This window comes from Streptomyces ferrugineus, assembly GCF_015160855.1.
GTDB lineage: Bacteria > Actinomycetota > Actinomycetes > Streptomycetales > Streptomycetaceae > Streptomyces > Streptomyces ferrugineus.
In genome coordinates this window covers 3,230,065-3,250,628 of the sequence record NZ_CP063373.1, presented here as the reverse complement: position 1 = coordinate 3,250,628, position 20,564 = coordinate 3,230,065, and the positions used below count along the sequence as shown (strand labels likewise).

Annotated in this window: 19 protein-coding genes; 3 read left to right on the top strand and 16 right to left on the bottom strand. The window is 72.6% G+C overall.

Going from position 1 to position 20,564, the window contains the following annotated elements; translation table 11 throughout:
* Window positions 1-98 precede the first annotated feature (98 nt).
* The 7 genes from cobT to IM697_RS14815 form a co-directional block, all read right to left on the bottom strand.
* Window positions 99-4,166 carry a nicotinate-nucleotide--dimethylbenzimidazole phosphoribosyltransferase gene (cobT, locus tag IM697_RS14845; RefSeq protein ID WP_194048160.1) on the bottom strand — a complete coding sequence of 1,356 codons (4,068 nt, stop codon included), beginning with the start codon at window positions 4,164-4,166 and terminating at the stop codon, window positions 99-101.
* A gap of 367 nt (window positions 4,167-4,533) precedes the next feature.
* Window positions 4,534-5,745, bottom strand: a complete 1,212-nt coding sequence (gene cbiE / locus IM697_RS14840) for a precorrin-6y C5,15-methyltransferase (decarboxylating) subunit CbiE (protein ID WP_194048159.1) — start codon at window positions 5,743-5,745, stop codon at window positions 4,534-4,536.
* A gap of 114 nt (window positions 5,746-5,859) precedes the next feature.
* A complete protein-coding gene (locus IM697_RS14835) occupies window positions 5,860-6,498 on the bottom strand; it encodes a GNAT family N-acetyltransferase (RefSeq protein ID WP_194048158.1) in 639 nt (212 codons plus the stop codon).
* Between the two features lie 159 nt (window positions 6,499-6,657).
* Complete coding sequence (locus tag IM697_RS14830; protein WP_194048157.1) at window positions 6,658-7,494, bottom strand: MetQ/NlpA family ABC transporter substrate-binding protein; 837 nt, start codon at window positions 7,492-7,494, stop codon at window positions 6,658-6,660.
* 64 nt (window positions 7,495-7,558) lie between these two features.
* The gene (locus tag IM697_RS14825) at window positions 7,559-8,269 is read right to left on the bottom strand and encodes a methionine ABC transporter permease (RefSeq protein ID WP_194049714.1); all 711 of its coding nucleotides are present in this window, start codon (window positions 8,267-8,269) and stop codon (window positions 7,559-7,561) included.
* Between the two features lie 20 nt (window positions 8,270-8,289).
* On the bottom strand, window positions 8,290-9,327 hold the full coding sequence (locus IM697_RS14820) for a methionine ABC transporter ATP-binding protein (protein ID WP_194048156.1): 1,038 nt from the start codon (window positions 9,325-9,327) through the stop codon (window positions 8,290-8,292).
* A gap of 328 nt (window positions 9,328-9,655) precedes the next feature.
* Window positions 9,656-10,303, bottom strand: coding sequence for an HAD family hydrolase (locus IM697_RS14815; RefSeq protein WP_194048155.1), 648 nt, complete (start codon window positions 10,301-10,303; stop codon window positions 9,656-9,658).
* Between the two features lie 69 nt (window positions 10,304-10,372).
* Between IM697_RS14815 and IM697_RS14810 the strand changes: the two genes are divergently transcribed.
* Window positions 10,373-10,732 (top strand): hypothetical protein, encoded by a 360-nt coding sequence (locus IM697_RS14810; RefSeq protein WP_194048154.1) that lies wholly within the window; start codon window positions 10,373-10,375, stop codon window positions 10,730-10,732.
* A complete protein-coding gene (locus IM697_RS14805) occupies window positions 10,713-11,150 on the top strand; it encodes a hypothetical protein (RefSeq protein WP_407699629.1) in 438 nt (145 codons plus the stop codon). The genes IM697_RS14810 and IM697_RS14805 overlap by 20 nt, the downstream gene beginning before the upstream one ends.
* Here IM697_RS14805 and IM697_RS14800 read toward each other — a convergent pair.
* The 3 genes from IM697_RS14800 to IM697_RS14790 form a co-directional block, all read right to left on the bottom strand.
* Window positions 11,140-11,637, bottom strand: coding sequence for a GNAT family N-acetyltransferase (locus IM697_RS14800; protein ID WP_194048153.1), 498 nt, complete (start codon window positions 11,635-11,637; stop codon window positions 11,140-11,142). The genes IM697_RS14805 and IM697_RS14800 overlap by 11 nt on opposite strands.
* A 45-nt stretch (window positions 11,638-11,682) precedes the next feature.
* Window positions 11,683-12,192 carry an RNA polymerase sigma factor gene (locus IM697_RS14795; protein ID WP_194048152.1) on the bottom strand — a complete coding sequence of 170 codons (510 nt, stop codon included), beginning with the start codon at window positions 12,190-12,192 and terminating at the stop codon, window positions 11,683-11,685.
* Between the two features lie 74 nt (window positions 12,193-12,266).
* Window positions 12,267-13,430 carry a glycerophosphodiester phosphodiesterase gene (locus IM697_RS14790; RefSeq protein WP_194048151.1) on the bottom strand — a complete coding sequence of 388 codons (1,164 nt, stop codon included), beginning with the start codon at window positions 13,428-13,430 and terminating at the stop codon, window positions 12,267-12,269.
* Between the two features lie 323 nt (window positions 13,431-13,753).
* On the opposite strand from IM697_RS14790, the gene IM697_RS14785 reads away from it, so the two are divergent.
* Window positions 13,754-14,428, top strand: coding sequence for a lysophospholipid acyltransferase family protein (locus tag IM697_RS14785; RefSeq protein WP_194048150.1), 675 nt, complete (start codon window positions 13,754-13,756; stop codon window positions 14,426-14,428).
* Window positions 14,429-14,435: 7 nt separating this feature from the next.
* Here the strand turns inward: IM697_RS14785 and IM697_RS14780 are convergent, their stop codons facing one another.
* From IM697_RS14780 to IM697_RS14755, 6 genes are read right to left on the bottom strand one after another with little or no spacing between them, the layout of a single operon-like run.
* A complete protein-coding gene (locus IM697_RS14780; protein ID WP_194048149.1) occupies window positions 14,436-15,668 on the bottom strand; it encodes a sensor histidine kinase in 1,233 nt (410 codons plus the stop codon).
* Window positions 15,665-16,333 carry a response regulator transcription factor gene (locus IM697_RS14775; RefSeq protein ID WP_194048148.1) on the bottom strand — a complete coding sequence of 223 codons (669 nt, stop codon included), beginning with the start codon at window positions 16,331-16,333 and terminating at the stop codon, window positions 15,665-15,667. The genes IM697_RS14780 and IM697_RS14775 overlap by 4 nt, the downstream gene beginning before the upstream one ends.
* Before the next feature lie 13 nt (window positions 16,334-16,346).
* Window positions 16,347-17,606 (bottom strand): trypsin-like peptidase domain-containing protein, encoded by a 1,260-nt coding sequence (locus tag IM697_RS44610; RefSeq protein ID WP_228044676.1) that lies wholly within the window; start codon window positions 17,604-17,606, stop codon window positions 16,347-16,349.
* Window positions 17,607-17,652: 46 nt separating this feature from the next.
* Window positions 17,653-18,603: a VWA domain-containing protein gene (locus IM697_RS14765; RefSeq protein WP_194048147.1), complete on the bottom strand. Its 951-nt coding sequence runs from the start codon at window positions 18,601-18,603 to the stop codon at window positions 17,653-17,655.
* 28 nt (window positions 18,604-18,631) lie between these two features.
* Entirely contained in the window at window positions 18,632-19,540 is a 909-nt protein-coding gene (locus IM697_RS14760) for a DUF58 domain-containing protein (RefSeq protein ID WP_194048146.1), read from the bottom strand.
* Complete coding sequence (locus tag IM697_RS14755; protein ID WP_194048145.1) at window positions 19,537-20,505, bottom strand: AAA family ATPase; 969 nt, start codon at window positions 20,503-20,505, stop codon at window positions 19,537-19,539. Before IM697_RS14755 ends, IM697_RS14760 begins: the two co-directional genes overlap by 4 nt.
* Between the last annotated feature and the right edge of the window lie 59 nt (window positions 20,506-20,564).

Sequence of the window (20,564 nt, the reverse complement as noted above, 5' to 3'; positions counted from 1 at the left end):
GGAGCGGCCCTGACGTGCGGATTTTAGATTGCGTTCAGCGTAAGGCGGGGGTGGGGTGGGCGCGACGGTACGCGTACCCACCCCACCCCGGTCCAGGACTACTTCTCCGTGACGCCCGCGGAGTCGAACGTCGCCACCTCGTGCATCGCCCGCGCCGTGCTCTGCACCAGCGGCAGGGCCAGCAGCGCGCCCGTGCCCTCGCCGAGGCGGAGGTCGAGGTCGACCAGGGGGCGCAGGCCGAGCTTGTTCAGGGCCGCCACATGGCCGGGTTCGGCGCTGCGGTGGCCCGCGATGCAGGCGGCCAGCACCTCGGGGGCGATGGCGCGGGCGACCAGGGCCGCGGCGCCGGCGCTGACGCCGTCCAGGATCACCGGCGTACGCAGCGACGCACCGCCCAGCAGCAGGCCGACCAGCGCGGCGTGTTCGAAGCCGCCGATCGCCGCGAGGACGCCGATGGGGTCGGCCGGGTCGGGCTGGTGGAGTTCGATGGCGCGGCGGACGATCTCCGTCTTGCGGGCGAGGGTCTCGTCGTTGATGCCGGTGCCACGGCCGGTGACCTCCGCCGGGTCGGCACCCGTGAACACCGAGATCAGGGCCGCCGAGGCGGTCGTGTTGGCGATGCCCATCTCGCCCGTGAGCAGGGCCTTGTTGCCGGCCGCCACCAGGTCGCGGGCCGTCTCGATGCCGACCTCGATGGCCTGCTTGGCCTCCTCGCGGGTCATCGCGGGCCCGGTCGTCATGTCGGAGGTGCCCGCGCGGACCTTGCGGGGCAGCAGGCCCGGCGTCGCCGGGAGGTCCGCGGCCACGCCGACGTCCACCACGCAGACCTCCGCGCCCACCTGGCCGGCGAAGGCGTTGCAGACCGCGCCGCCGCCGAGGAAGTTGGCGACCATCTGGGCCGTCACCTCCTGCGGCCAGGGCGTGACGCCCTGGGCGTGCACTCCGTGGTCACCGGCGAAGATCGCGACGGCGGCGGGCTCCGGAATCGGCGGCGGGCACTGTCGCGAGAGCCCGGACAGCTGCGCGGAGATGATCTCCAGCATGCCGAGCGCGCCGGCCGGCTTGGTCATCCGCTTCTGCCGCTCCCAGGCCTCGCCGAGCGCCTTGGCGTCCAGCGGGCGGATCTGGGCGACGGTCTCGGCGAGCAGGTCGTGCGGCTCCTCGCCGGGCAGGGCGCGACGGCCGTACGTCTCCTCGTGCACGACCCACGACAGCGGCCGCCGCTTGGACCAGCCCGCCTGCATCAGCTCGGGCTCCTCCGGGAACTCGTCGACGTATCCGACGCACAGGTAGGCGATGACCTCCAGGTGCTCGGGCAGGCCGAGGGCGCGGACCATCTCGCGCTCGTCGAAGAAGCTGACCCAGCCGACGCCGAGGCCCTCGGCGCGGGCGGCGAGCCAGAGGTTCTCGACGGCGAGCGCGGCGGAGTACGGGGCCATCTGCGGCTGGGTGTGCCGGCCGAGGGTGTGGCGGCCGCCGCGGGTCGGGTCGGCGGTGACGACGATGTTCACCGGGGTGTCGAGGATGGCCTCGATCTTCAGTTCCTTGAACTGCTTCGCCCGGCCCTTGGGCAGCGACTTGGCGTACGCCTCGCGCTGGCGCATGGCCAGCTCGTGCATGGTGCGCCGGGTGTCCGAGGAGCGGATGACGACGAAGTCCCAGGGCTGGGAGTGGCCGACGGAGGGCGCGGTGTGGGCGGCCTCCAGGACCCGCAGCAGCACCTCGTGCGGGATGGGGTCGCTGCGGAAGCCGTTGCGGATGTCACGGCGCTCGCGCATGACCTTGAGCACGGCCTCGCGCTCGGCGTCGTCGTAGCCGGGCGCCGCCGGGCCGGTGGACTGGCGTGCCTCTTCGGCCACGGCCGCGCTCTCTTCCGCCTGGTCTTCCTGATCGGCGGCCCGGGTGTCCAGGTCGTCCGCCTGCTGTACGACTTCGGGGTCGCCCTCGCGGGGCGCGGGGACCGTGGGGACGGGGCCCGGGCCCTCCTCGACCGGCAGCACGGTCGGCCGGGCCGGGGTCGGGGCGAGGTGCGGGGTGGTCGGCACCGAGCCCTCGACCTGCACGAACTGGCCGAGCGAGGCATCGGGCTCCGGAAGGACGCCGGTCGGGAGGACGACCGTGGCCTCGCCCTCACCGGCCTGCGTGGGCTCGACGGGCGGTTGGGCCGGGTCCTCCGCGACCTGCGCGGGCTGTGGCGGCGCCTGGGCCCGGAGCTGAGGACCGGCAGGTTCGGCGACGAAGGGCTCGGGGGTGTCTGCCGGTACGGCCTCCGCGGGGGTGGTCTCCGCCGGGGCCGGTTGCGGGTCGGCGTCATCGGAGGCAGCGGCTGCCGCTGCGGCGACTGGCTGGGCCTCGGCCGGTGCGGCGGCTGCGTCCGGAGCCTGCGCCACGGGGGCTTCCGCGGGTCCGGCCGCTGCCGGGACCGGCTGCGGGTCGGCGACATCGGAGGCAGCGGCTGCCGCTGCGGCGACTGGCTGGGCCTCGGCCGACACGGCGACTGCGTACGGGGGCTGTGCTGCGGGGTCCGCCAGGGGGGCTTCCGCGTCGCCGTCCGTCGGAGCGTTCACCGGCGTCGGCTGCGGTGCCTGCGCGAGGTTCGGGTCCGGGACGGCCTCGGGGGCCTGCGCCTGCTGCGGGTCCGGTCCGGGCTGCTCGATGGAGGCGGAGGGCTCGACGACCTGCGGCTGGGTGGCCGGGGCGGTGCCCGTGGGCTGCGGGGGCTCTTCGGCGGCTACGGCTGTGGCGGCGTCGGCGGGAGCGGTGGCGGCGGCGTCGGGCTGCGGGGCCGGTACGGGCTGCTCGGCATCGGTGGGCTGGGGGGCGTCCGGGGTGGGCGCCGCCTCCGGGGCCGTCTCCGGGGTCACCTGGGCGTGAACCGGGGTCGGGTCCGCGTGAGGTTGAGCGGCCTCGGGGGCCTGGGCAACCTCGGGGGCAGGGGCCGCCTGCGGGGCGACGGACTCCGGTGCCTGCGCCTGTGCCTGCGTCTGCGCGACAACCTCGGGCGCAGCAGCCTCGGGGACCTGGACGGCATCCGGAGCGGGCGTGCCCGGCTCCTGCGCGGCCTTTGAGGCAGGCGCCTCGGGAAGCGGCTCGCCCTCGGGAGCCGCGCCGTCGACGATCTGAACGGCCTCGGGTACGGCATCCTCAAGGACCTGGCCTGCGTCAGCGGTGGGCGCCTCGGCAACCTGAGCCTCCTCAGCAGCGGGCACCTCGGCGGCCTGCGCAGGCTCAGCAACGGGCACCTCGGCGACCCGCGCAGGCTCAGCAACGGGCGCCACCGCCTCGGCGGCCTCAACGCCGGCGGGCACCTGCCCGCCCTCGGCGCCCTGGCCGCCCGCCGGAACCTCACCGGCAGCCGCGGCCGGCCCCGCATCCTGGCCGCCTTCACCACCGGGAACCGGCCCGGCACTTGCCCCGCCCTCGCTCACCGGCATCTCCCCGGCAACCTGCTCGGCCCCGGGAGCGGCCACACCCGCCGGAGCCCCCGCACCTCCGTCCGCCCCCGGAACAGCGCCCGGCTCAGGCACGCCACCGCCGACGCCCCCCGCGTCAACGGCCGACGGTTCCTGTCCGCCGTACGAGGCCTCCTGCGGTGCGGGCACCGCGCTCGCCTCGGTGGCGGCCCGGGACGCGACCACCTGCGCCGCGGCCATGGGCTGCTCCGCCGGAACAACCGTTTCCGCAGCCTGCGCCTCGGAACCGACCGGCACCGGGGCGGACGGCCAGGGCGTCGCCGGCTGCGGGACCGGCGCGCCGACGGCGCCACGGTCGGCGAGGGAGCGGACCGGGCTGGCGGAGGCGTCGGGGATGGGCGGGCCCAGGTGCAGGGGGCGCCGGGGGGTGATCGGCGGGATCGGCGTCGTGGGGGCCGTGGGCGCCGAGGGACCGGGGAGGCGGACGTCGCTGAGGTCGACCGAGCCGCTGTCGCGGCCGGAGATCTCGTGCGGGCCCGGCTCGTGCACGGCCTCCACGAGCGGCTCCGGCGCGGGCGGCGGGACCTCGTTGCCCCAGGCTCCCTGAGTTCCGGGCATCAGCAGGTCCTCGTCCTCGGCGGTGGTCTCGGAGAGGTAGGGGTACGCACCGTGCGCCGCGGGGACGCCCGGCTGCTCCGCCGTGCCTGCGCTCTCCGGCAGTCCCTCGCCCGGGACCTGGCCGGTGTCGGTCATGCGTACCCCTCGCCCATCGGTTAGTGCTTGTACGACCAGCTCACCGGGACGGCGCACCGACCGCCCCCGCAGTGAAGAACGAGCGTGCCTGCCCAGCGGCACGAACGACTCGCCCCAAAAAGGCGACAAAGCCATTGAGTGGCATTGTCGTGGCCGTTCGACCGTCGCGACAGGTTGATCCGCGACAGGCCGCTGTGGACTGCGCCACGTTGCGCGTCCTCCGGTTCCGCCGTACCACACCCACCCCAAACGGGGCGTGTTTTTCCGGACATTGACCGACGAAGTGCCGGACGACCGCGTGCGGTACAACGATCGGCCAGCCTACCGCGCGCGGTACGACAACAGGATCACGGGGACGCCTCCACGGTCACGCACCGCGGTCGGGCAGTACCGCGCTGAGCAGGAACGCGACACTGCGCTCGCGCTCCGTCCAGGCCCGCGTGTCGAGTTCGACGGACTGCAGGAGGGCGCACTCGACGTCGTATCCGTGCGACGTGAGGTCGCGGCCGATGAGTTCGGCGGCGTCGCGGGTCGCGGCGTGCGTGACGATGCGCTGCGGGCGCCGGTCGGCGACGGCGGAGACGACGGCCGCTCCCCCGCCGCCGACGCGTACGACGTCCGGTTCGGGGAGGTTCTCCAGGATGTGCGGGGCGGTGCCGTGGACGATCTGGAGCTGGACGCCGAAGGCGCGCGCGTTGGCCTCGGTGCGGGCGCAGGCCTGCGGGTCGCGGTCGACGGCGATGACGGCGGCACCGGCCCGGGCGGCCTCGGTGGCGAAGGCGCCGCTGGCGCAGCCGATGTCCCACACCAGGTCGCCGACGCGCGGGCCGAGCCGGGCGAGTTGGGCGGCGCGCAGCGGTTCCAGTTCGCTCTCGCCCATGAGGCCGCCGTAGGCCTCGGCGGGCAGTGTCCAGCCGCGCGGGCCGGCACTCGGGTCGCGTCCGGCGAGCCAGCCGCCGGACCCCGTCGCGCCGGCGGAGCCGCCGATGACGATGACGACGTTCGGGTCGCGCCAGGAGTGGTCGGCGGCCTTGTCCGAGGTGACGACGGTGACCTGCTCGCGTTCGGTGCCCAGCTCCTCGCAGATCACGAAGGTGCGGTGGACGCCCTCCAGCAGCAGGCCGAGTTCGGCGGGGCCGGCGCCGGGTGAGGTGAGGACGGCGACCTTGGTGTGGGCCCGGCACACATTCACCGCGCGTCGCAGGGTGCGGCGGTGTGCGACGACCACCTGTGCGTCGTCCCAGGGCATGCCCGCTCGGGCGAAGGCGGCGGCGACCGAGGAGACGGCGGGGACGACCTCGACCTCCAGGCCGAACTCGGGTGCGCGCAGGGTCCGTACGACGCCGAAGAAACCGGGGTCGCCGTCGGCGAGCACGACCGCGCTGCCCCGGTGGGCGGCGATCCGGCGGGCGGCGAGGGCGACGCTGCCGAGCCGGATGCGTTCGGCGGCGGGCGGCACCTCGGCCAGCGCCAGGTGGTGGGCGGCACCGGCCACGAGCGTGGCGGCGCCGAGGGCGGAGCGCGCCGCGGCGGTCAGCGGCGAGCCGTCCCAGCCGATCACCGTGACGCGGTCGGCCATCGTCGTCAGTCTCCAGAGTCTGCGCAGGTCGTCATGGGCAGCCCGAAGGGCAGGCTCCGTGAGGGTACCCGGTCGCCGTTTCGGCACCGGCGGTGCCCGGGGGTTCGACTCCCGTCAGTTCCATTCGCCGAACGAGGTGAAGCCGCCGGTGTCGGCGAGTTGCTCCCCGGCGCCGTCGAGGTCCTCCGGGAGGAGGCTCCAGACGATGAAGTCGGTGCGCAGGTCGGTCCAGGTGCCGTCCTCGGTGCGGACGTGCGCTATGCACGCGTTGCGCAGGACGCCCTCGCTGATACAGCCGATCTTCTGGGCGACCTGCTGCGAGGCGGTGTTGTCGGCGGCCGTGCGCAGCTCGATGCGTTCGAACTTCTGGTCGCTGAACAGCCATTGGGCGGTGGCCAGGGCGGCCTCGGAGGCGTAGCCCTCGCCGCGGGCCCAGGGGGCGACGATGTACGACAGCTCCGTCGACCGCACGTGCCAGTTCGTCTTGGCGAGCTGGACGACGCCGACGAGGCGCTGGGTGAGGAACTCGGTGACGGCGAGGTCGAGCCCGCGGCCCGCCTGCCGCTCGGTGGGGGCGTACTCGGTGATCCAGGTGCGGGCGCCGTCCTCGGTGAAGGGCTGGGGGACGTCGGTCCAGGCGCCGACCTGCTCGTCGTTCATCATCTCGGCCAGTGCGGGCACGTCGTCCTCGTCGAGGGGGCGCAGCACCAACCGCTCCGTGCTGATGGAGATGTTGGGGAAGGTGCTAGTCATGCGCCGCTCCGTAACCTTCGGAAACCTTCAGGGCCTGCTGAACTGCCCAGCATGCAGCATGAAAGCACTGAACCGCACCACGGGGTCCACACCAAGTGAGCGAGTGGACCCCGTGCGTGGCGATACGCGGTATACGCACCGTCGGATGAGGATGACGGGTCAGAACGCCGCGACGACCGCGCCGTCGTACGTGTCCTCGATGAACTTCTTCACCTCGGGCGAGGTCAGCAGCCCGGCGAGCTTCTGGACGCGCGGGTCGTCCTCGTCGCCCTTCTTCACGGCGAGGAAGTTGCCGTACGGGTTGTCCTTGGGCGACTCGGCGGCGATGGCGTTCTCCGCGGGGCTGAGGTCGGCCTCCAGGGCGTAGTTGCCGTTGATGACGGCGGCGTCGACGTCGCCGAGGGAGCGCGGCAGCTGGGCCGCCTCAAGCTCCTTGAACTGGAGGTTCTTGGGGTTGGAGGCGATGTCCTTGGGGGTCGCGTCGTAGCCGACGCCCGCCTTGAGCTCGATCACACCGTTGGATTCGAGCAGCTTCAGCGCGCGGGCCTCGTTGGTGGTGTCGTTCGGCAGGGCGACCGTGGCGCCCTTGGCCAGGTCCGTGAGCTTCTTGACGCCCTGGGAGTACACGCCGAGCGGCTCCAGGTGCACGGTGGCGTTCGGCACGGCGACGATGTCGGTGCCGTTCTTCTTGTTGAAGTCGTCCAGGTAGGGCTGGTGCTGGAAGTAGTTGGCGTCGACCTCACCCTGCTGGACGGCCGTGTTCGGCGTCACGTAGTCGGTGAACTCCTTGACCTCGAGGTCGAGGCCGGCCTTCTTCGCGAGCTCGTCCTTGATGTAGGTGAGGATCTCGCCCTGCGGGGTGGGCGTCGCGGCGACCGTCAGCGGGGCGCTCGCGCCGGAGGAGCCGGAGTCCTGGTCCGCGCCGCACGCGGTGAGCCCGAGGGTGAGGGCTCCGACGGCGAGGGCGGCAGTGGTGATCTTGGCGGTGTTACGCACGAAAAGTGCCTTTCCTAAGGGGTGGTGCGACCCCGACATGGGTGTTCGGGGAGTTCAGAGGGACCTAGGCGGTCTTGCCGGTGGCCGTCGACGCCTTCAGCAGTCGCAGCTTCGGCGCCGGGCCCGAGCGTCCGCCGCGGCGGTGCAGGGAGCGGGCCGCGTAGTCGCCGGCGAACTGGATGAGGGAGATGACGACGGCGAGGATCGCGACGGTGAGCCACATCAGCTCGGTGTCGAAGCGCTGGTAGCCGTAGCGGATGGCGATGTCGCCGAGGCCGCCGGCGCCGACCGTGCCGGCCATGGCCGAGTAGCCGATGAGGGCGACGATCGTGGTCGTGGTGCCGGCGATGAGGGACGGCAGCGACTCGGGTACGAGGACCTTGCGCACGACGGTCCAGGTGTTGCCGCCCATCGACTGCACGGCCTCGACGAGCCCGGCGTCCACTTCGCGGACAGCCGTCTCGACGAGGCGGGCGAAGAACGGGATCGCGCCGATGGCGAGCGGCACGATGGCGGCCTCACGGCCGATGGTCGTGCCGGTGACCCAGCGCGTGAAGCTCATCAGCGCGACCATCAGGATGATGAACGGCATCGACCGGGCGACGTTCACGATCTGCCCGATGACCTTGTTGGCGAGGACGTTCTGGAGCAGGCCGCCCTTGTCGGTGAGGACGAGGAGGATACCGAGCGGGAGACCGCCGACGACGGCGATGACGGTGGACCATCCGACCATGTAGAGGGTGTCCCAACACGCCTGCTCCAGCAGGGGCCGCATCGCAGACCAGTCAGTCCGGGTCACAGCCGGGCACCTTCCTTCAGCAGAACGGGCTCCTGGCCCAGTACGTCGATCTGCAGGCCCTGTTCGCGCAGGAAGCCGATCGGCACGACGTTGTCCTCGTAGCGGCCGGGCAGTTCGATGCGCATGCGGCCGACCTGGAGGCCGCCGACGGTGTCGATGGCGGCACCGAGGATCGATATGTCGATGTTGTAGGTGCGCGAGAGCTGGGAGACGACCGGCTGGGTGGCGGTCTCGCCGTGGAAGGTGACGTCGACGACGGTGCGGTCGGCGCCGGAGGTCTCGCCGCTCACGGGGAAGAGCGCGGAGGCCAGTTGGGAGCCGGGGGTCGCGAGCAGTTCGCTGACCGTGCCGGACTCGACGATGCGGCCCTGCTCCATGAGCGCGGCCGAGTCGCAGATCGACTTCACGACGTCCATCTCGTGGGTGATGAGCAGGACGGTCAGGCCGAGCTGCCGGTTGAGGTCGCGCAGCAGTTGGAGGATGGAGCGGGTGGTCTCCGGGTCGAGGGCGCTGGTGGCCTCGTCGGAGAGCAGCACCTTGGGGTCGCCGGCCAGCGCGCGGGCGATGCCGACGCGCTGCTTCTGGCCGCCGGAGAGCTGGGCGGGGTAGGCCTTGGCCTTGTCGGCGAGTCCGACGAGGTCGAGCAGTTCGAGCGCCTTGCCCGACCGCTCCTTGCCCGACTTGCCGAGGATCTCCAGCGGGAGCTCGACGTTGTCCTGGACCGTGCGGGAGGACAGCAGGTTGAAGTGCTGGAAGACCATGCCGATACGGCTGCGCGCCCGGCGCAGCTCCTTGCCGGCCCGGGGTCCGCGGCCGGCCAGGGCGGTGAGGTCCTGTCCGGCGACGGTGACCGTCCCGGAGGTGGGGCGCTCCAGCAGGTTGACGCAGCGGATGAGCGAGGACTTGCCGGCGCCGGACTGGCCGATGACGCCGTACACCTCGCCTTCGCGGACGTGCAGATCGACGCCGTCGAGGGCGGTGACCTGGCGGCCGCGTGAGCGGTAGATCTTGGTCAGGCCCGATGTGGTGATCACTGGGGTTTCCGTCACTGTCGAGTACGCGGGCGTGGGTGTGCCCTGGTACGGGAGAAAGATGTGCGCGGGGCGGCGTGGTCACGTACGCGAAACGGCGTACGGACAGCCCACGGCGGCTCGCTTCGGGGCGCGAGGCTCAAAAGTGGTGCAGGGGCCCTCTAGAAGGCGCACATTCGACACATACGACGAGCACCGGGCGTCATGGTCGCCTCGGTCGCAAAGGTGCGGCAGCTCGTCGTGGTCATGCGATCAGTAAACCAGACGTACGGTCCTTACCTGCCGCCGCTGTCCGCATGCTGGACAGCGGTGGACAGGCGGCGGACGGCCCTCAGTCGCGGACGGAGATCTCCACGCCCCCGTCCATGACCAGCGCGGACAGGGCCGACAGGTCCTTGACGACGAGGTCGGCGTCCAGCTCGCGGGCCTGGTGGGTTGTGGTCAACGCCACGGTGGTCATTCCGGCGGCACGGCCGGCCGTGAGACCGGCGGGGGCGTCCTCGAAGACCACACAGTGGGCCGGGTCGACGCCGAGTTCGCGGGCGGCGAGGAGGTAGGGCTCGGGGTCGGGCTTGCCGCGGGTGATGTCGTCGGCGGTGACCATCGTCTTGGGGAGGATGCCGACGGCGTCGAGCCGGGCCTCGGCGAGGCGGCGGGTGGCCGAGGTGACGACGGCCCAGCGGTCGGCGGGCAGCGGGTCGAGGAACGCCTTGGTGCCGGGCAGCAGGTGCACGCCGCCGTTGGGTACGTCCTCGACCTCCAGGGTCTCGATCCGGGCGAGGGCCTCCGGCACGACGTCGGCGGGCAGCAGCTCGGCGACTATGTCGACGGCCGGGCGACCGTGCAGCTCGACCCTGGCGTACTCCTCCGTGATGCCGTACTCCTCGGCCCAGCGCGCCCAGCAGCGGTCCACGGAGTCGAGGGAGGAGACGAGGGTGCCGTCGTTGTCGAACAGGAGGGCTTGTGCACGGATCTTCATGGCCCCGACCCTACGGGGCGCTCCGGGGGCGGCCGCATCAGGCCTTTTGGGCCGTAATAGGCTCGCCGCATGTTTGATGCCCTGACGCTGGTGACCGGGGTCGCCGCGCTGCTGCTCGCCGCGTGGTGCGGCTGGGCGGCGTACCGTGACCAGCCGACGAAGGACTGGCACTTCATCGGGATGGCCGTGGTGACGGTGCTGGCCCTGGTGCAGTTGGTGGCCGGGATCGTGCTGCTGGCGCGGGGCGAGAAGCCGGAGCAGGGCACAACGATCTTCGTGGCGTACCTGCTGGGCGCGTTCGCGTGCGTCCCGGCCGCGGGCTTCATGTCGCTGGCCGAGCGGTCCAAGTGGGGTTCGGTGACGGTCGCCGCCGGCGGTGTGGTGCTGGCCGTGCTGGAGGTGCGGCTCTATGACATCTGGGGAGGCTGAGGTGGCGGCGACCCGGCAGAAGCCGACGCGGCTGATCAGCGGGCCGGGGATGCTGCTCGTCTGGCTGTACGGCGTGATGGTCGTCGGTGCCGTGTCGCGCTCGGCGTACCAGATCGCCACGGAGTTCGACCGGGCGCCGCTCGCCTATTCGCTGTCGGCGGTCGCGGGTCTGGTCTACGGGTTCATCACGTACACCCTTGTCAGGGGTGGCGAAAGAGCCCGCAAGGCGGCGCTGGTGTGCTGCGCCGCCGAACTCGCGGGCGTTCTGGTCGTCGGCACCTGGACCCTGGTGGAGCCCTCGGCGTTCCCCGACGCGACCGTGTGGTCCGACTACGGCATGGGGTACCTGTTCATCCCCGTACTGCTGCCGCTGTCGGCCCTGTACTGGCTGCGCAGGGCACGAACCGTCACGCCGTAGTGGCGTACGTCCCCGCCGTCTTCTCCAGGACGACCATCGGCACCCCGTCCGCGCCCTTCGACGTGCCCACCGCCTCGTAGCCCACCTTGCGGTAGAGGCGCAGGTTGCCCTCGCTGCGGTGGCCCGCCTCCAGGCGGAACCTGGTGGCGCCGCGCTGTTCGGTGAGGGCCGACTCGGCGGCGCGCAGGAGGCGGGCGCCGATGCCGTGGCCCTGGAGGCGGGGGTGGACGCAGAGCTTGCCGATGGCGGCCGAGCCGTCGTCGGTGATGCTGCCGCGCACGGAGCCGACCACCTCCTCGCCCAGCCGGGCCACGAAGACGCAGTCCGCGGCGACCTCCGCGCGGACCGAGTCCAGGGTTTGGACCAGCGGGTCGATGCGGTAATTGCCGTACAGCGCCGCTTCGCTCTGGAAGCACAGGTACTGAAGCCTGAAGATCTGCTCCGCGTCCTGCTCGGTCGCCGCCGAGATGGTCACGCTCATGCCCATGTGCGCACGCCTCCCGCTCACCTGATCGCCTGTTGTCCCTCACTCCTATCCCCGCGCACTGCGTGCCGCAACCTCCGGTGTGAGCAATCGGCGCAGACATCCCAGGCATCTGGAACGTTCCGGGCCGAGACTGCCCTGTGAGATACCCAACTCCCCCGCGATTTCCCGGTATGTCAGGTCCTCCGGGGAGAGCAGGGCCGCCACGAGACGCGGGCAGCGCCCGGGCAGGCGGCGCACCGCTTCGCGCAGGGCGTGCCGGCGGGCGGCGGCGAGGGCGAGGAGTTCCGGGTCGTGGCGGTCGGTGTCGGCGGCGGGCTCGCTGTCGTACGGCCGTTCGCGGCGCGTCGTACGGCGGCTTCGGCGGGCCTCGGAGCGGACGGCGCCGCGCAGCCAGCGCTGTGGGTCCACGGGCGGGCCGTCGGACTGGAGGCGTTCGAGGAGGCGCAGCCAGACCGCCTGTTCCAGGTCGCCCGGCTCCGCTCCGGAGGCGGGGGCCTCGGCGGCGGCCTCCGCGACGAGCAGCGGGCGCAGGGCGGCAACCAGGTCGTGCGTCATATGCGGCACGACGCGGCCGCCCGGGCGCGAGGTTGCCCGGGCGGCCGACGGTCACCCCAACCGGGGCGCGGGTCTCAGCCGTTGACGAAGTCCTCGCGGGCCAGCACGCCCGTGTCGGGCTGGTCGGTGAAGACGCCGTCGATCCCGGTCGCGAAGTACGCCTGGTAGGCGCCGAAGACGTTGCCGTAGGCGTCCTCGTCGGTGCCCTTGCGGAAGTTCGCGGGGAGGAAGGGGTTCTCGTTGCGCAGCGTCCAGGGGTGCAGGATCAGGCCGACCTTGTGCGCGTCGGCCACCAGCGTGGTGGGCGTGGTGAGGTTGCCGTCCGCGTCCTTCGGGATGATCAGGTCCAGGGTGCAGCCGATGCCCTGGGCGTAGGAGGCGATCTCACGCAGGCCGGCCGGCTTGATCAGGTCGGCGACGGTGCGCGGGTCACCCGTCTCGACGAAGTCCCAGGGGCGGGAGGTCGCGCCGGAGAGCAGCACCACCAGCGGGTTGTCGACCAGCTTGTTCAGGCGCTGGATGCTGGTCGGCTCGAAGGACTGGATGATGACCGGAGCGTTGCGCCGGTCCTTGCCGTGCTTGTGCAGCACCTTGGCGATCCGCTCCTCCAGGGCGAGGCCCTGCTTGCGGAAGTAGGTGGGGTGCTTGAGCTCGGGGTAGATCCAGACCTGCCTGCCGCACCTGCGGGTCTGCTCGTCCTGCCAGCGCAGGACCTCCTCGAAGGTGGGGATCTCCCAGCGGCCGTCGTAGAGGGTGTTGTGCGGGCGGTTGGCCGGGATGCGCTCGACCGCGCGCAGGGTCTTCAGCTCGGCGAGCGTGAAGTCCTCGGTGAACCAGCCGGTGACGGAGACGCCGTCGAGGACCTTCGTCGTCTTGCGGTCGGCGAACTCGGGGTGGTCCGCGACGTCCGTGGTGCCGCCGATCTCCGGCTCGTGCCGGCACACCAGGTGGCCGTCCTTGGTGGGCACCAGGTCGCCCGCCTCGACGATGTCGGCGCCCATGTCGAGGGCCAGCTGGTAGGAGCCGAGGGTGTGCTCGGGGCGGTAGCCGCTGGCGCCGCGATGGCCGATGATCGTCGGCTTGGGCAGGCTCTTCATGCCACCGCCTCCGTGCCGGGTCTCCGCTGCCCGCGCCGTGCCGGACAGCCCGAGGACCGCGCTGCCCGCCCCGAGCACCGCCGCGCCGAGAAGCATCCGCCGTCCGGTTCCGGCCGTCTGCTCGTTCTCCTGGGTTCCCATGAACGCCCTTCCTGCCTTCTCCTCATCGATGCGGGCCGATCGTAGGTGCGGGTGCATGACAGAAGGGAGACCTGGTGCGGAACTCGCGGGTGACACCTGATGTCGTATGGGAGAGGGCGCGCGAGCGATGTCCGAGCGATGTCCGTCACATCGTTGCCACCGCGTTACGGGCACCCCACAGCGCGTCACCGCAGGTAAACGTGCGTCAACAGCGAGTAAGACCTCGGTGAAGTCGGCGCACCCGATGTGCGGGACCCCGGGGACCGCGAGTATCGTCCTCACCTGCACAGACTTATACGAATCCCTTGACACCGGAGGGCCCGTTGTCCCGCTTCGCGCTCATCAAGGCAGTGCTCGGACCGATCATGCGCCTGATGTTCCGCCCGCAGGTGGAGGGCGCTGAGCACATCCCGGGCGACGGCCCGGTCATCCTGGCCGGCAACCACCTCACGTTCATCGACTCGATGATCCTGCCGCTGGTCTGCGACCGGCAGGTCTTCTTCATCGGCAAGGACGAGTACGTCACCGGCAAGGGCTTCAAGGGCCGTGCGATGGCCTGGTTCTTCACGGGCGTCGGCATGATCCCGGTGGACCGGGACGGCGGCCGGGGCGGGGTGGCGGCGCTGATGACCGGGCGCCGGATCCTGGAGGAGGGCAAGGTCTTCGGCATCTACCCCGAGGGCACCCGCTCCCCCGACGGACGGCTGTACCGGGGCCGTACCGGCATCGCTCGTCTGACGCTGATGACCGGGGCGCCGGTCGTGCCCTTCGCCATGATCGGCACGGACAAGATCCAGCCGGGCGGGGCGGGCATGCCGCGGCCGCGCAAGGTGACGGTGCGGTTCGGTGAGGCGATGGAGTTCTCCCGGTACGAGGGGATGGACCGGGACCGCTACGTGCTGCGGGCGGTGACCGACTCGGTGATGGCCGAGGTCATGCAGCTGTCGGGGCAGGAGTACGTGGACATGTACGCGAGCAAGGCCAAGGAAGCGGCGTAGCACCGGCTCACCCGGCGGGTCGCCCATCGGGTGGCCCGCCGTTCGTGTGTTCCGCGCCCGGGGCCGGCAGCCACAGGACGAACGTCGAGCCCTCCCCCACCTTCGAGAACAGCCGCACCTGACCGCCGTGCGACTCCACGATCTGGCGGACGATCGCCAGGCCAAGGCCCGCGTGCCGGTCGCGGTGGCCGCCGTTCGCCTTCGCTCGCCAGAACCGGTCGAAGACGCGGGACTGGTCGTCGTCGAGGATGCCCGGGCCCTCGTCCTGTACGGACACCCAGAGCCAGGAGCCGGAGCGGCCCGCGGCGACCGTGATCACCGTGCCGGGCGGGGCGAGGCGTACGGCGTTGGAGAGCAGGTTGCCGACGGCCCGGCGCAGGGCGTCGTGGTCGCCGATGACGGTGAGGCCGGGTGAGAGGCGGCGGCGCAGGGTGAGCCGTCGGCCGGTGGCGAGCGGCGTGAACTCCTCGCACGCCTCGTCGGCCGCGGCGGCCAGGTCGACGTCGGTGTCGGCGAGGGCGGGCGCGTTGCGGCGGGCGGTGGCGAGGAGGTCCTCGACGAGCCGGGTCATCCGGGTGGTCGCACGGTCGACGCTGCGGGCCGCCGTGCGGCGCTCCTCCTCGTCGGAGTCCTCGGCGGTCAGTACGGCGTCCAGGTTGGCGCGGATGATGGCGAGCGGACTGCGCAGTTCGTGCGAGGCGTCGTCGATGAGCTGGCGCTGGGCGTGGAAGGCCTCGTCGAGCCGGTCGAGCATGGAGTCGACGGTGTCGGCGAGGTCGCGCAGCTCGTCCTTCGGGCCCCGCAGCCGGATGCGCTGGGAGAGGTCGGTGGCCTGGATCTCGGCGGCCGTGCGGGAGATCTCGCGCACGGGGCGCAGGGCGCGGCCGGAGAGGATCCAGCCCAGGGCGAGGCTGGCGGCCGCGACACCGCCGAGGACGGCGAAGGAGAAGCGGCGCAGGTTGGCGAGGGTCTCGTAGTTGACGGCGGCCTCGACCTCGGCGACCTTGACCGCGTCGAACTCGCCCACCTCCTGTCCGTTCACGATCTTCGTCACGGAGAACTGCTTGGTGACGGGATGCGCTTCGCTGCTGCGTTCCACGGCGAGGTAGGTGCCGCCGAGGACCAGGGCGGTCAGGACGAACAGCAGACCCGAGTACAGGACGGTGAGGCGGAAGCGGATGGTGTGGGTGAAGGCGGGGAACCGGATCCGCTTCAGCGGCTTCGGCGAGGGCGGCTTCATGGCGTCTCCTTCAGCCGGTAGCCCTGCCGTATCACCGTCTCGATCAGCGGCTCCTCCTCCCCGGTGACCTTGCGGCGCAGGGAGCCGACCGTGACGCGCACGGTGTTGGTGAACGGGTCGGCGTGCTCGTCCCAGACGTGCTCGAGGAGTTCCTCGGCGGGGACGACACGGCCCGGGCGGGTCATCAGGTAGTGCAGGACGGCGAACTCCTTGGGGGTGAGCGGGAGCCGGCGGGCGCCGCGGTGGGCCTCGAAGCGGGCGGTGTCCAGCCGGAGTTCGCCGACCTCCACGACCGCCGTGCCGCCGTCCTCGCGGCGCAGCAGCGCGCGGATGCGGGCGAGGAGTTCGGGCAGGGCGAAGGGTTTGACGAGGTAGTCGTCGGCGCCCTCGTCGAGGCCGCGGACCCGGTCGGCGAGGCGGTCGCGGGCGGTCAGCATCAGGATGCGGGGGCCGCCGGGGGTGGCGCGGATGGCGCGGCAGATCTGGAAGCCGTCGCCGTCGGGGAGGTTCAGGTCCAGCAGCACGAGGTCGTAGTCGTTGACGGCGAGCTTCTCGGTGGCGGTGTCGACGTCCGGGGCGACGTCGACCGCGTAGCCGCCCCTGACCAGCCCGACCCGGAGCGCGACGACCAGGTCCTCCTCGTCCTCGACCACGAGCAGTCGCATGATCTGCCCCCTGTCATCCTCCGTCGATGATGGTGCGGGCGGCGGCCGCCGCGTCGGCCACGGGGATGGCGAAGCCGATGCCGATGGAGCCGGCCCTCTGCTGGTCCAACGTCGCGATGGCCGTGTTGATGCCGATGACCCGTCCCTCGTCGTCGACCAGCGGTCCGCCGGAGTTGCCGGGGTTGATCGAGGCGTCGGTCTGCAGGGCGGGACGCCGGCCGCCGTCGTCGCCGAGGCGCACGGAGCGGTCGAGGGCGCTGACGATGCCCGAGGTGACGGTGCCGCTGAGGCCGAGCGGGGAGCCGATGGCGAGGACGGTGTCGCCGACGGCGGGCCGGGCGCCGGTGGCGAGTTCGGCGGCCCGCAGCCCGCGCGAGGTCTCGGGTTCCAGTACGGCCACGTCGTGCGCGGGGTCGTCGCCGATCACCTGCGCGCTCAGCCGGCGACCGTCCTGCAGTTCCACGGACACCTGCGAACTCCCGGCCACGACATGGGCGTTGGTGAGGATTCTGCCCCGCTCGTCGAAGACGAACCCGGAGCCCTGCCCCTCGCCGGTCCGGACGGAGACCACGCTGGGCAGGACCTGCGCGGCCACGGTCTCCAGATCGCCGGGGGCGCGGGAGGCGGCCGGGGCGGTGGGGTCGTCGTCGCCGAGAGCGCCGGCCGCGTATCCGGCGGCTCCGCCGGCGAGGACGGCGGCCAGAATCATGGTGATCAGGGGGCGGCCGGTGCGGTTGGCGCGTGGTGGGCGAGGCCCCGCAGGCTGCGGGGCGATGTGAGCGGCGGGCGGGGAGGGTGCGGCGCGTGTCGCGGGTGGCGGGACGAGGGGGTCGGGGCGCCGGCCGGGCAGGAAGGAGGGACCACGGGGTTTCCCGAGGCCATGGTGGCCCGCGGCGGTGTGGGCCGGTGGGGCGGCCGCGTCCGGGCCGGGCGAGTCGCCCAGGGGACTCGGGCTCGTCGGTTCCGCACGGCCGCGCGGGTGGGTCGGGTCGGCCGCGTCCGGGCCGGGCGAGTCGCCCAGAGGGCTCGGGCTCGTCGGTTCCGCACGGCCGCGCGGGTGGGTCGGGTCGGCCGCGTCCGGGCCGGGCGAGTCGCCCAGAGGGCTCGGGCTCGTCGGTTCCGCACGGCCGCGCGGGTGGGTCGGGTCGGCCGCGTCCGGGCCGGGCGAGTCGCCCAGAGGGCTCGGGCTCGTCGGTTCCGCACGGCCGCGCGGGTGGGTCGGGTCGGCCGAGGCCGGGGGCGTGGGCGAGCCGGGATGCTGTGCGTCGGTCACTGTCCTTGCTCCTCGGTCGGTCAGGTCGGTGCGTCGGTCAGTGGGCTCACGGCAGCCGCGAGAACCACAGCAGCGACATCGCGGCCGCCAGCAGCGCGGTGACGAGCCCGCCGGCCACGAACCACTGCCAGATCTCGCGTTCCTCGGTGCGATGGCCGACGGAGCTGCCGATGTCCTCGTACACGGCCTCCAGCTCCTCTCCGGAGGCGGCCTCGTGGTAGTCGCCGCCGGTGCGGTCGGCCAGGTCCTCCAGGGCGGGGCCGTCGACGGGGACCCGCAGGACGTTGCCGCCCGGCAGCTCGACGATCCCGTCCTCGGTGCCGTAGGCGATGGTGGAGACCGGGATGCGGTCGGCGGCGATCTCCTCGGCCGCCGACTCCACCGAGCGGCCGGCGGTGTTGGCTCCGTCGGAGAGCAGGACGACATGGGCGGGCGGCGGATCGGTCTCGGCCTGCCGGTCGAGGCGCCGGATCGCGTCGCGCGAGGCGATGACCGCGTCGCCGATGGCCGTGGCCTGGCCGGGGGTGAGCATCTCGATGGCCCGGCGCAGCACCTCGCGGTCGGTGGTCGGCGGGACGGCGACCGTGGTGGTGCCGCTGAACGGCACGAGCCCGACGTTGAACCGCTCGGGCAGCCGGTCGACGAACCTCAGGGCGGCGCGCTGGGCGGCCGCCATGCGGGTGGGTTCGACGTCGGTGGCCTCCATGGAACCGGAGACGTCGAAGGCGACCATGATGGTGGCCCGCTCGCGCGGCACCTGGACGTCGGCGGTGGGCCGGGCGAAGCCGACCACCAGCAGGGCGAGGGTGGCGCAGAAGGCCCCGGCGGGCAGGTGCTTGCGCCAGCCGGGCCGGGTGGGGGCCACCTTGTCCAGCAGGTCGAGGTTGGTGAAGCGGACGGCGTAGCGGCCCCGCCTGCGCTGCGTCAGCACATAGGCCGCGATCAGCACGGCGAGGGGTATCAGAAGCAGCAGCCAACCCGGCGAACGCAGGTTCATGGCCCCTCCTCTCCCGCCCGGGTGGGCATCACGCGGCACCGCCGCCCGCCCGGCGCCGCTGGTCCTCGACGTACCGCACGACGTCCCGCACCCAGTCCCGGTCGGTCCGCAGCCTGAGGTGCGCGGCGCCCGCGCGGCGGATGGACCGCTTGATCAGGGCCCGCTGCTCCAGCGCGGCTGCGGCGTAGCGCTCGCGCAGCCGCCGGGCGTGGGTGGGGACCTCGCGCCGGCGTCCGGTCTCCGGGTCGACGACGGTGAGCATCCCGACGTCGGGCAGCTCCAGCTCCCGCGGGTCGACGGTCTCGACGGCGAGGACCTGGTGGCGCTGGGCCACGGTGCGCAGGGGCCGTTCCCAGCCGGTCTCCAGGAAGTCGGAGACGACCGCGACGAGGCCGGGCGCGGGCAGCACCCGCAGGGCGCGCAGGGCGTCGGCGAGGGTGTGCTCGGGGACGCCGGGTGCGACGCGCGGCCGGTCGAGGGCGGCGCGCAGGATCGTCAGCAGATGCCGACGCCCGGTGCGGGGCGGGATGCGCCGGATGCCATACGGCCCCGTGAGCTGCGCGCCCAGCCGGTTGCCGGCCCGCTCGGTGAGGAACGCGACGGCCGACGCCGCGCCCACCGCGAGGTCCCGCTTCTCCATCCGGGCGGTGCCGAAGTCCATGCTCGCGGAGGCGTCCAGCACGATCCAGGTGGTGAGTTCCCGGTCGGCGAGGGTGAGGCGGACGTGCGGGACGGTGGTGCGGGCGGTGGCGTTCCAGTCCATCCGGCGGACGTCGTCGCCGATGACGTACGGCCGGGTCTCCGAGACCTCGCTGCCGGCGCCGGGCAGCAGGGAGGAGTGGTCGCCCTGGAGGAGGCCGTGCGGATGCCGGGAGAAGAGCAACTCCAGGTGCTTCAACGCCTGTTCGGGGGTGAGTTGGCTCAGGGTGGGGGTCATGCGACGGCCTCCTCGGCGGCCTGGCGCGGGCTGATCCGGGGCCGCTGCACGGCGGCCAGCACCTCGTCGACGATCTCGCCGGGGGCGACGCCGTCGGCGAGCGCGTCGAAGGAGAGCACCAGGCGGTGCGCGATGACCTCGTGCGCCAGGTCGCCCACGTCCTCGGGAAGGACGTAGCCCCGGCCGCGCAGCAGCGCCAGCGCACGGGCGGCGGCGACCAGGCCGAGCGTCGCGCGCGGCCCGGCGCCGTGCGCCAACCGGCTTTCCGGACCGGCGAGTTCACGGCTCGCGATGACCAGCCGTACGGCGTACTCGGCGACGGCGTGGTGGACGAACACCTCGTCCGCGCGGCGCTGGAGCGCGACCAGCCGCTCGGGGGTGAGGATCCGGCGCGGGCTGGGCGGGTCGACGCTCATCCGGTAGAGGATGGCCAGCTCCTCCAGTTCGGTGGGGGCGGGGACCTCCACCTTGAGCAGGAAGCGGTCGCGCTGGGCCTCGGGCAGGCGGTAGACGCCCTCGGACTCGATCGGGTTCTGGGTGGCCAGGACGAGGAAGGGCTCGGGGACGGGGAGGGTCGTGCCGCCGATGGAGACCTGGTGCTCGCCCATCACCTCCAGCAGTGCGGACTGCACCTTGGCCGGGGCGCGGTTGATCTCGTCGGCGAGGACGACGTTGGCGATCACCGGGCCCGGCTCGATGTCGAACGCCTCCTGGGAGGGGCGGTAGATCCGGGTGCCGGTGATGTCGGAAGGGACGAGGTCCGGAGTGAACTGGAGCCGGGCGAAACGGCCGCCGGCGACCTTCGCGAGGGTCTTCGCGGCGAGCGTCTTGGCGACGCCCGGCACGCCCTCCAGGAGGCAGTGGCCTCTGGCCAGGACCGCGGTGAACATGCGCTCCACCATGCGGTCCTGGCCGACTATGACTCGCTTGACTTCGAAGAGGGCTTCTTCGAGTTGTTTGGTCATGGCCCAAGGGCATCAGGTGGGGGCGAAAAGGGGCTTAAAGCCCATGGTGGGGGGCGGTT

Bases quoted from the DNA above. Each gene is read 5' to 3' on its own strand.
- cobT (WP_194048160.1), bottom strand. From the start codon at position 4,166: ATGACCGACACCGGCCAGGTCCCGGGCGAGGGACTGCCGGAGAGCGCA.
- cbiE (WP_194048159.1), bottom strand. From the start codon at position 5,745: ATGGCCGACCGCGTCACGGTGATCGGCTGGGACGGCTCGCCGCTGACC.
- IM697_RS14835 (WP_194048158.1), bottom strand. From the start codon at position 6,498: ATGACTAGCACCTTCCCCAACATCTCCATCAGCACGGAGCGGTTGGTG.
- IM697_RS14825 (WP_194049714.1), bottom strand. From the start codon at position 8,269: ATGCGGCCCCTGCTGGAGCAGGCGTGTTGGGACACCCTCTACATGGTC.
- IM697_RS14815 (WP_194048155.1), bottom strand. From the start codon at position 10,303: ATGAAGATCCGTGCACAAGCCCTCCTGTTCGACAACGACGGCACCCTC.
- IM697_RS14810 (WP_194048154.1), top strand. From the start codon at position 10,373: ATGTTTGATGCCCTGACGCTGGTGACCGGGGTCGCCGCGCTGCTGCTC.
- IM697_RS14805 (WP_407699629.1), top strand. From the start codon at position 10,713: ATGACATCTGGGGAGGCTGAGGTGGCGGCGACCCGGCAGAAGCCGACG.
- IM697_RS14800 (WP_194048153.1), bottom strand. From the start codon at position 11,637: ATGGGCATGAGCGTGACCATCTCGGCGGCGACCGAGCAGGACGCGGAG.
- IM697_RS14795 (WP_194048152.1), bottom strand. From the start codon at position 12,192: ATGACGCACGACCTGGTTGCCGCCCTGCGCCCGCTGCTCGTCGCGGAG.
- IM697_RS14790 (WP_194048151.1), bottom strand. From the start codon at position 13,430: ATGGGAACCCAGGAGAACGAGCAGACGGCCGGAACCGGACGGCGGATG.
- IM697_RS14780 (WP_194048149.1), bottom strand. From the start codon at position 15,668: ATGAAGCCGCCCTCGCCGAAGCCGCTGAAGCGGATCCGGTTCCCCGCC.
- IM697_RS14775 (WP_194048148.1), bottom strand. From the start codon at position 16,333: ATGCGACTGCTCGTGGTCGAGGACGAGGAGGACCTGGTCGTCGCGCTC.
- IM697_RS14765 (WP_194048147.1), bottom strand. From the start codon at position 18,603: ATGAACCTGCGTTCGCCGGGTTGGCTGCTGCTTCTGATACCCCTCGCC.
- IM697_RS14760 (WP_194048146.1), bottom strand. From the start codon at position 19,540: ATGACCCCCACCCTGAGCCAACTCACCCCCGAACAGGCGTTGAAGCAC.
- IM697_RS14755 (WP_194048145.1), bottom strand. From the start codon at position 20,505: ATGACCAAACAACTCGAAGAAGCCCTCTTCGAAGTCAAGCGAGTCATA.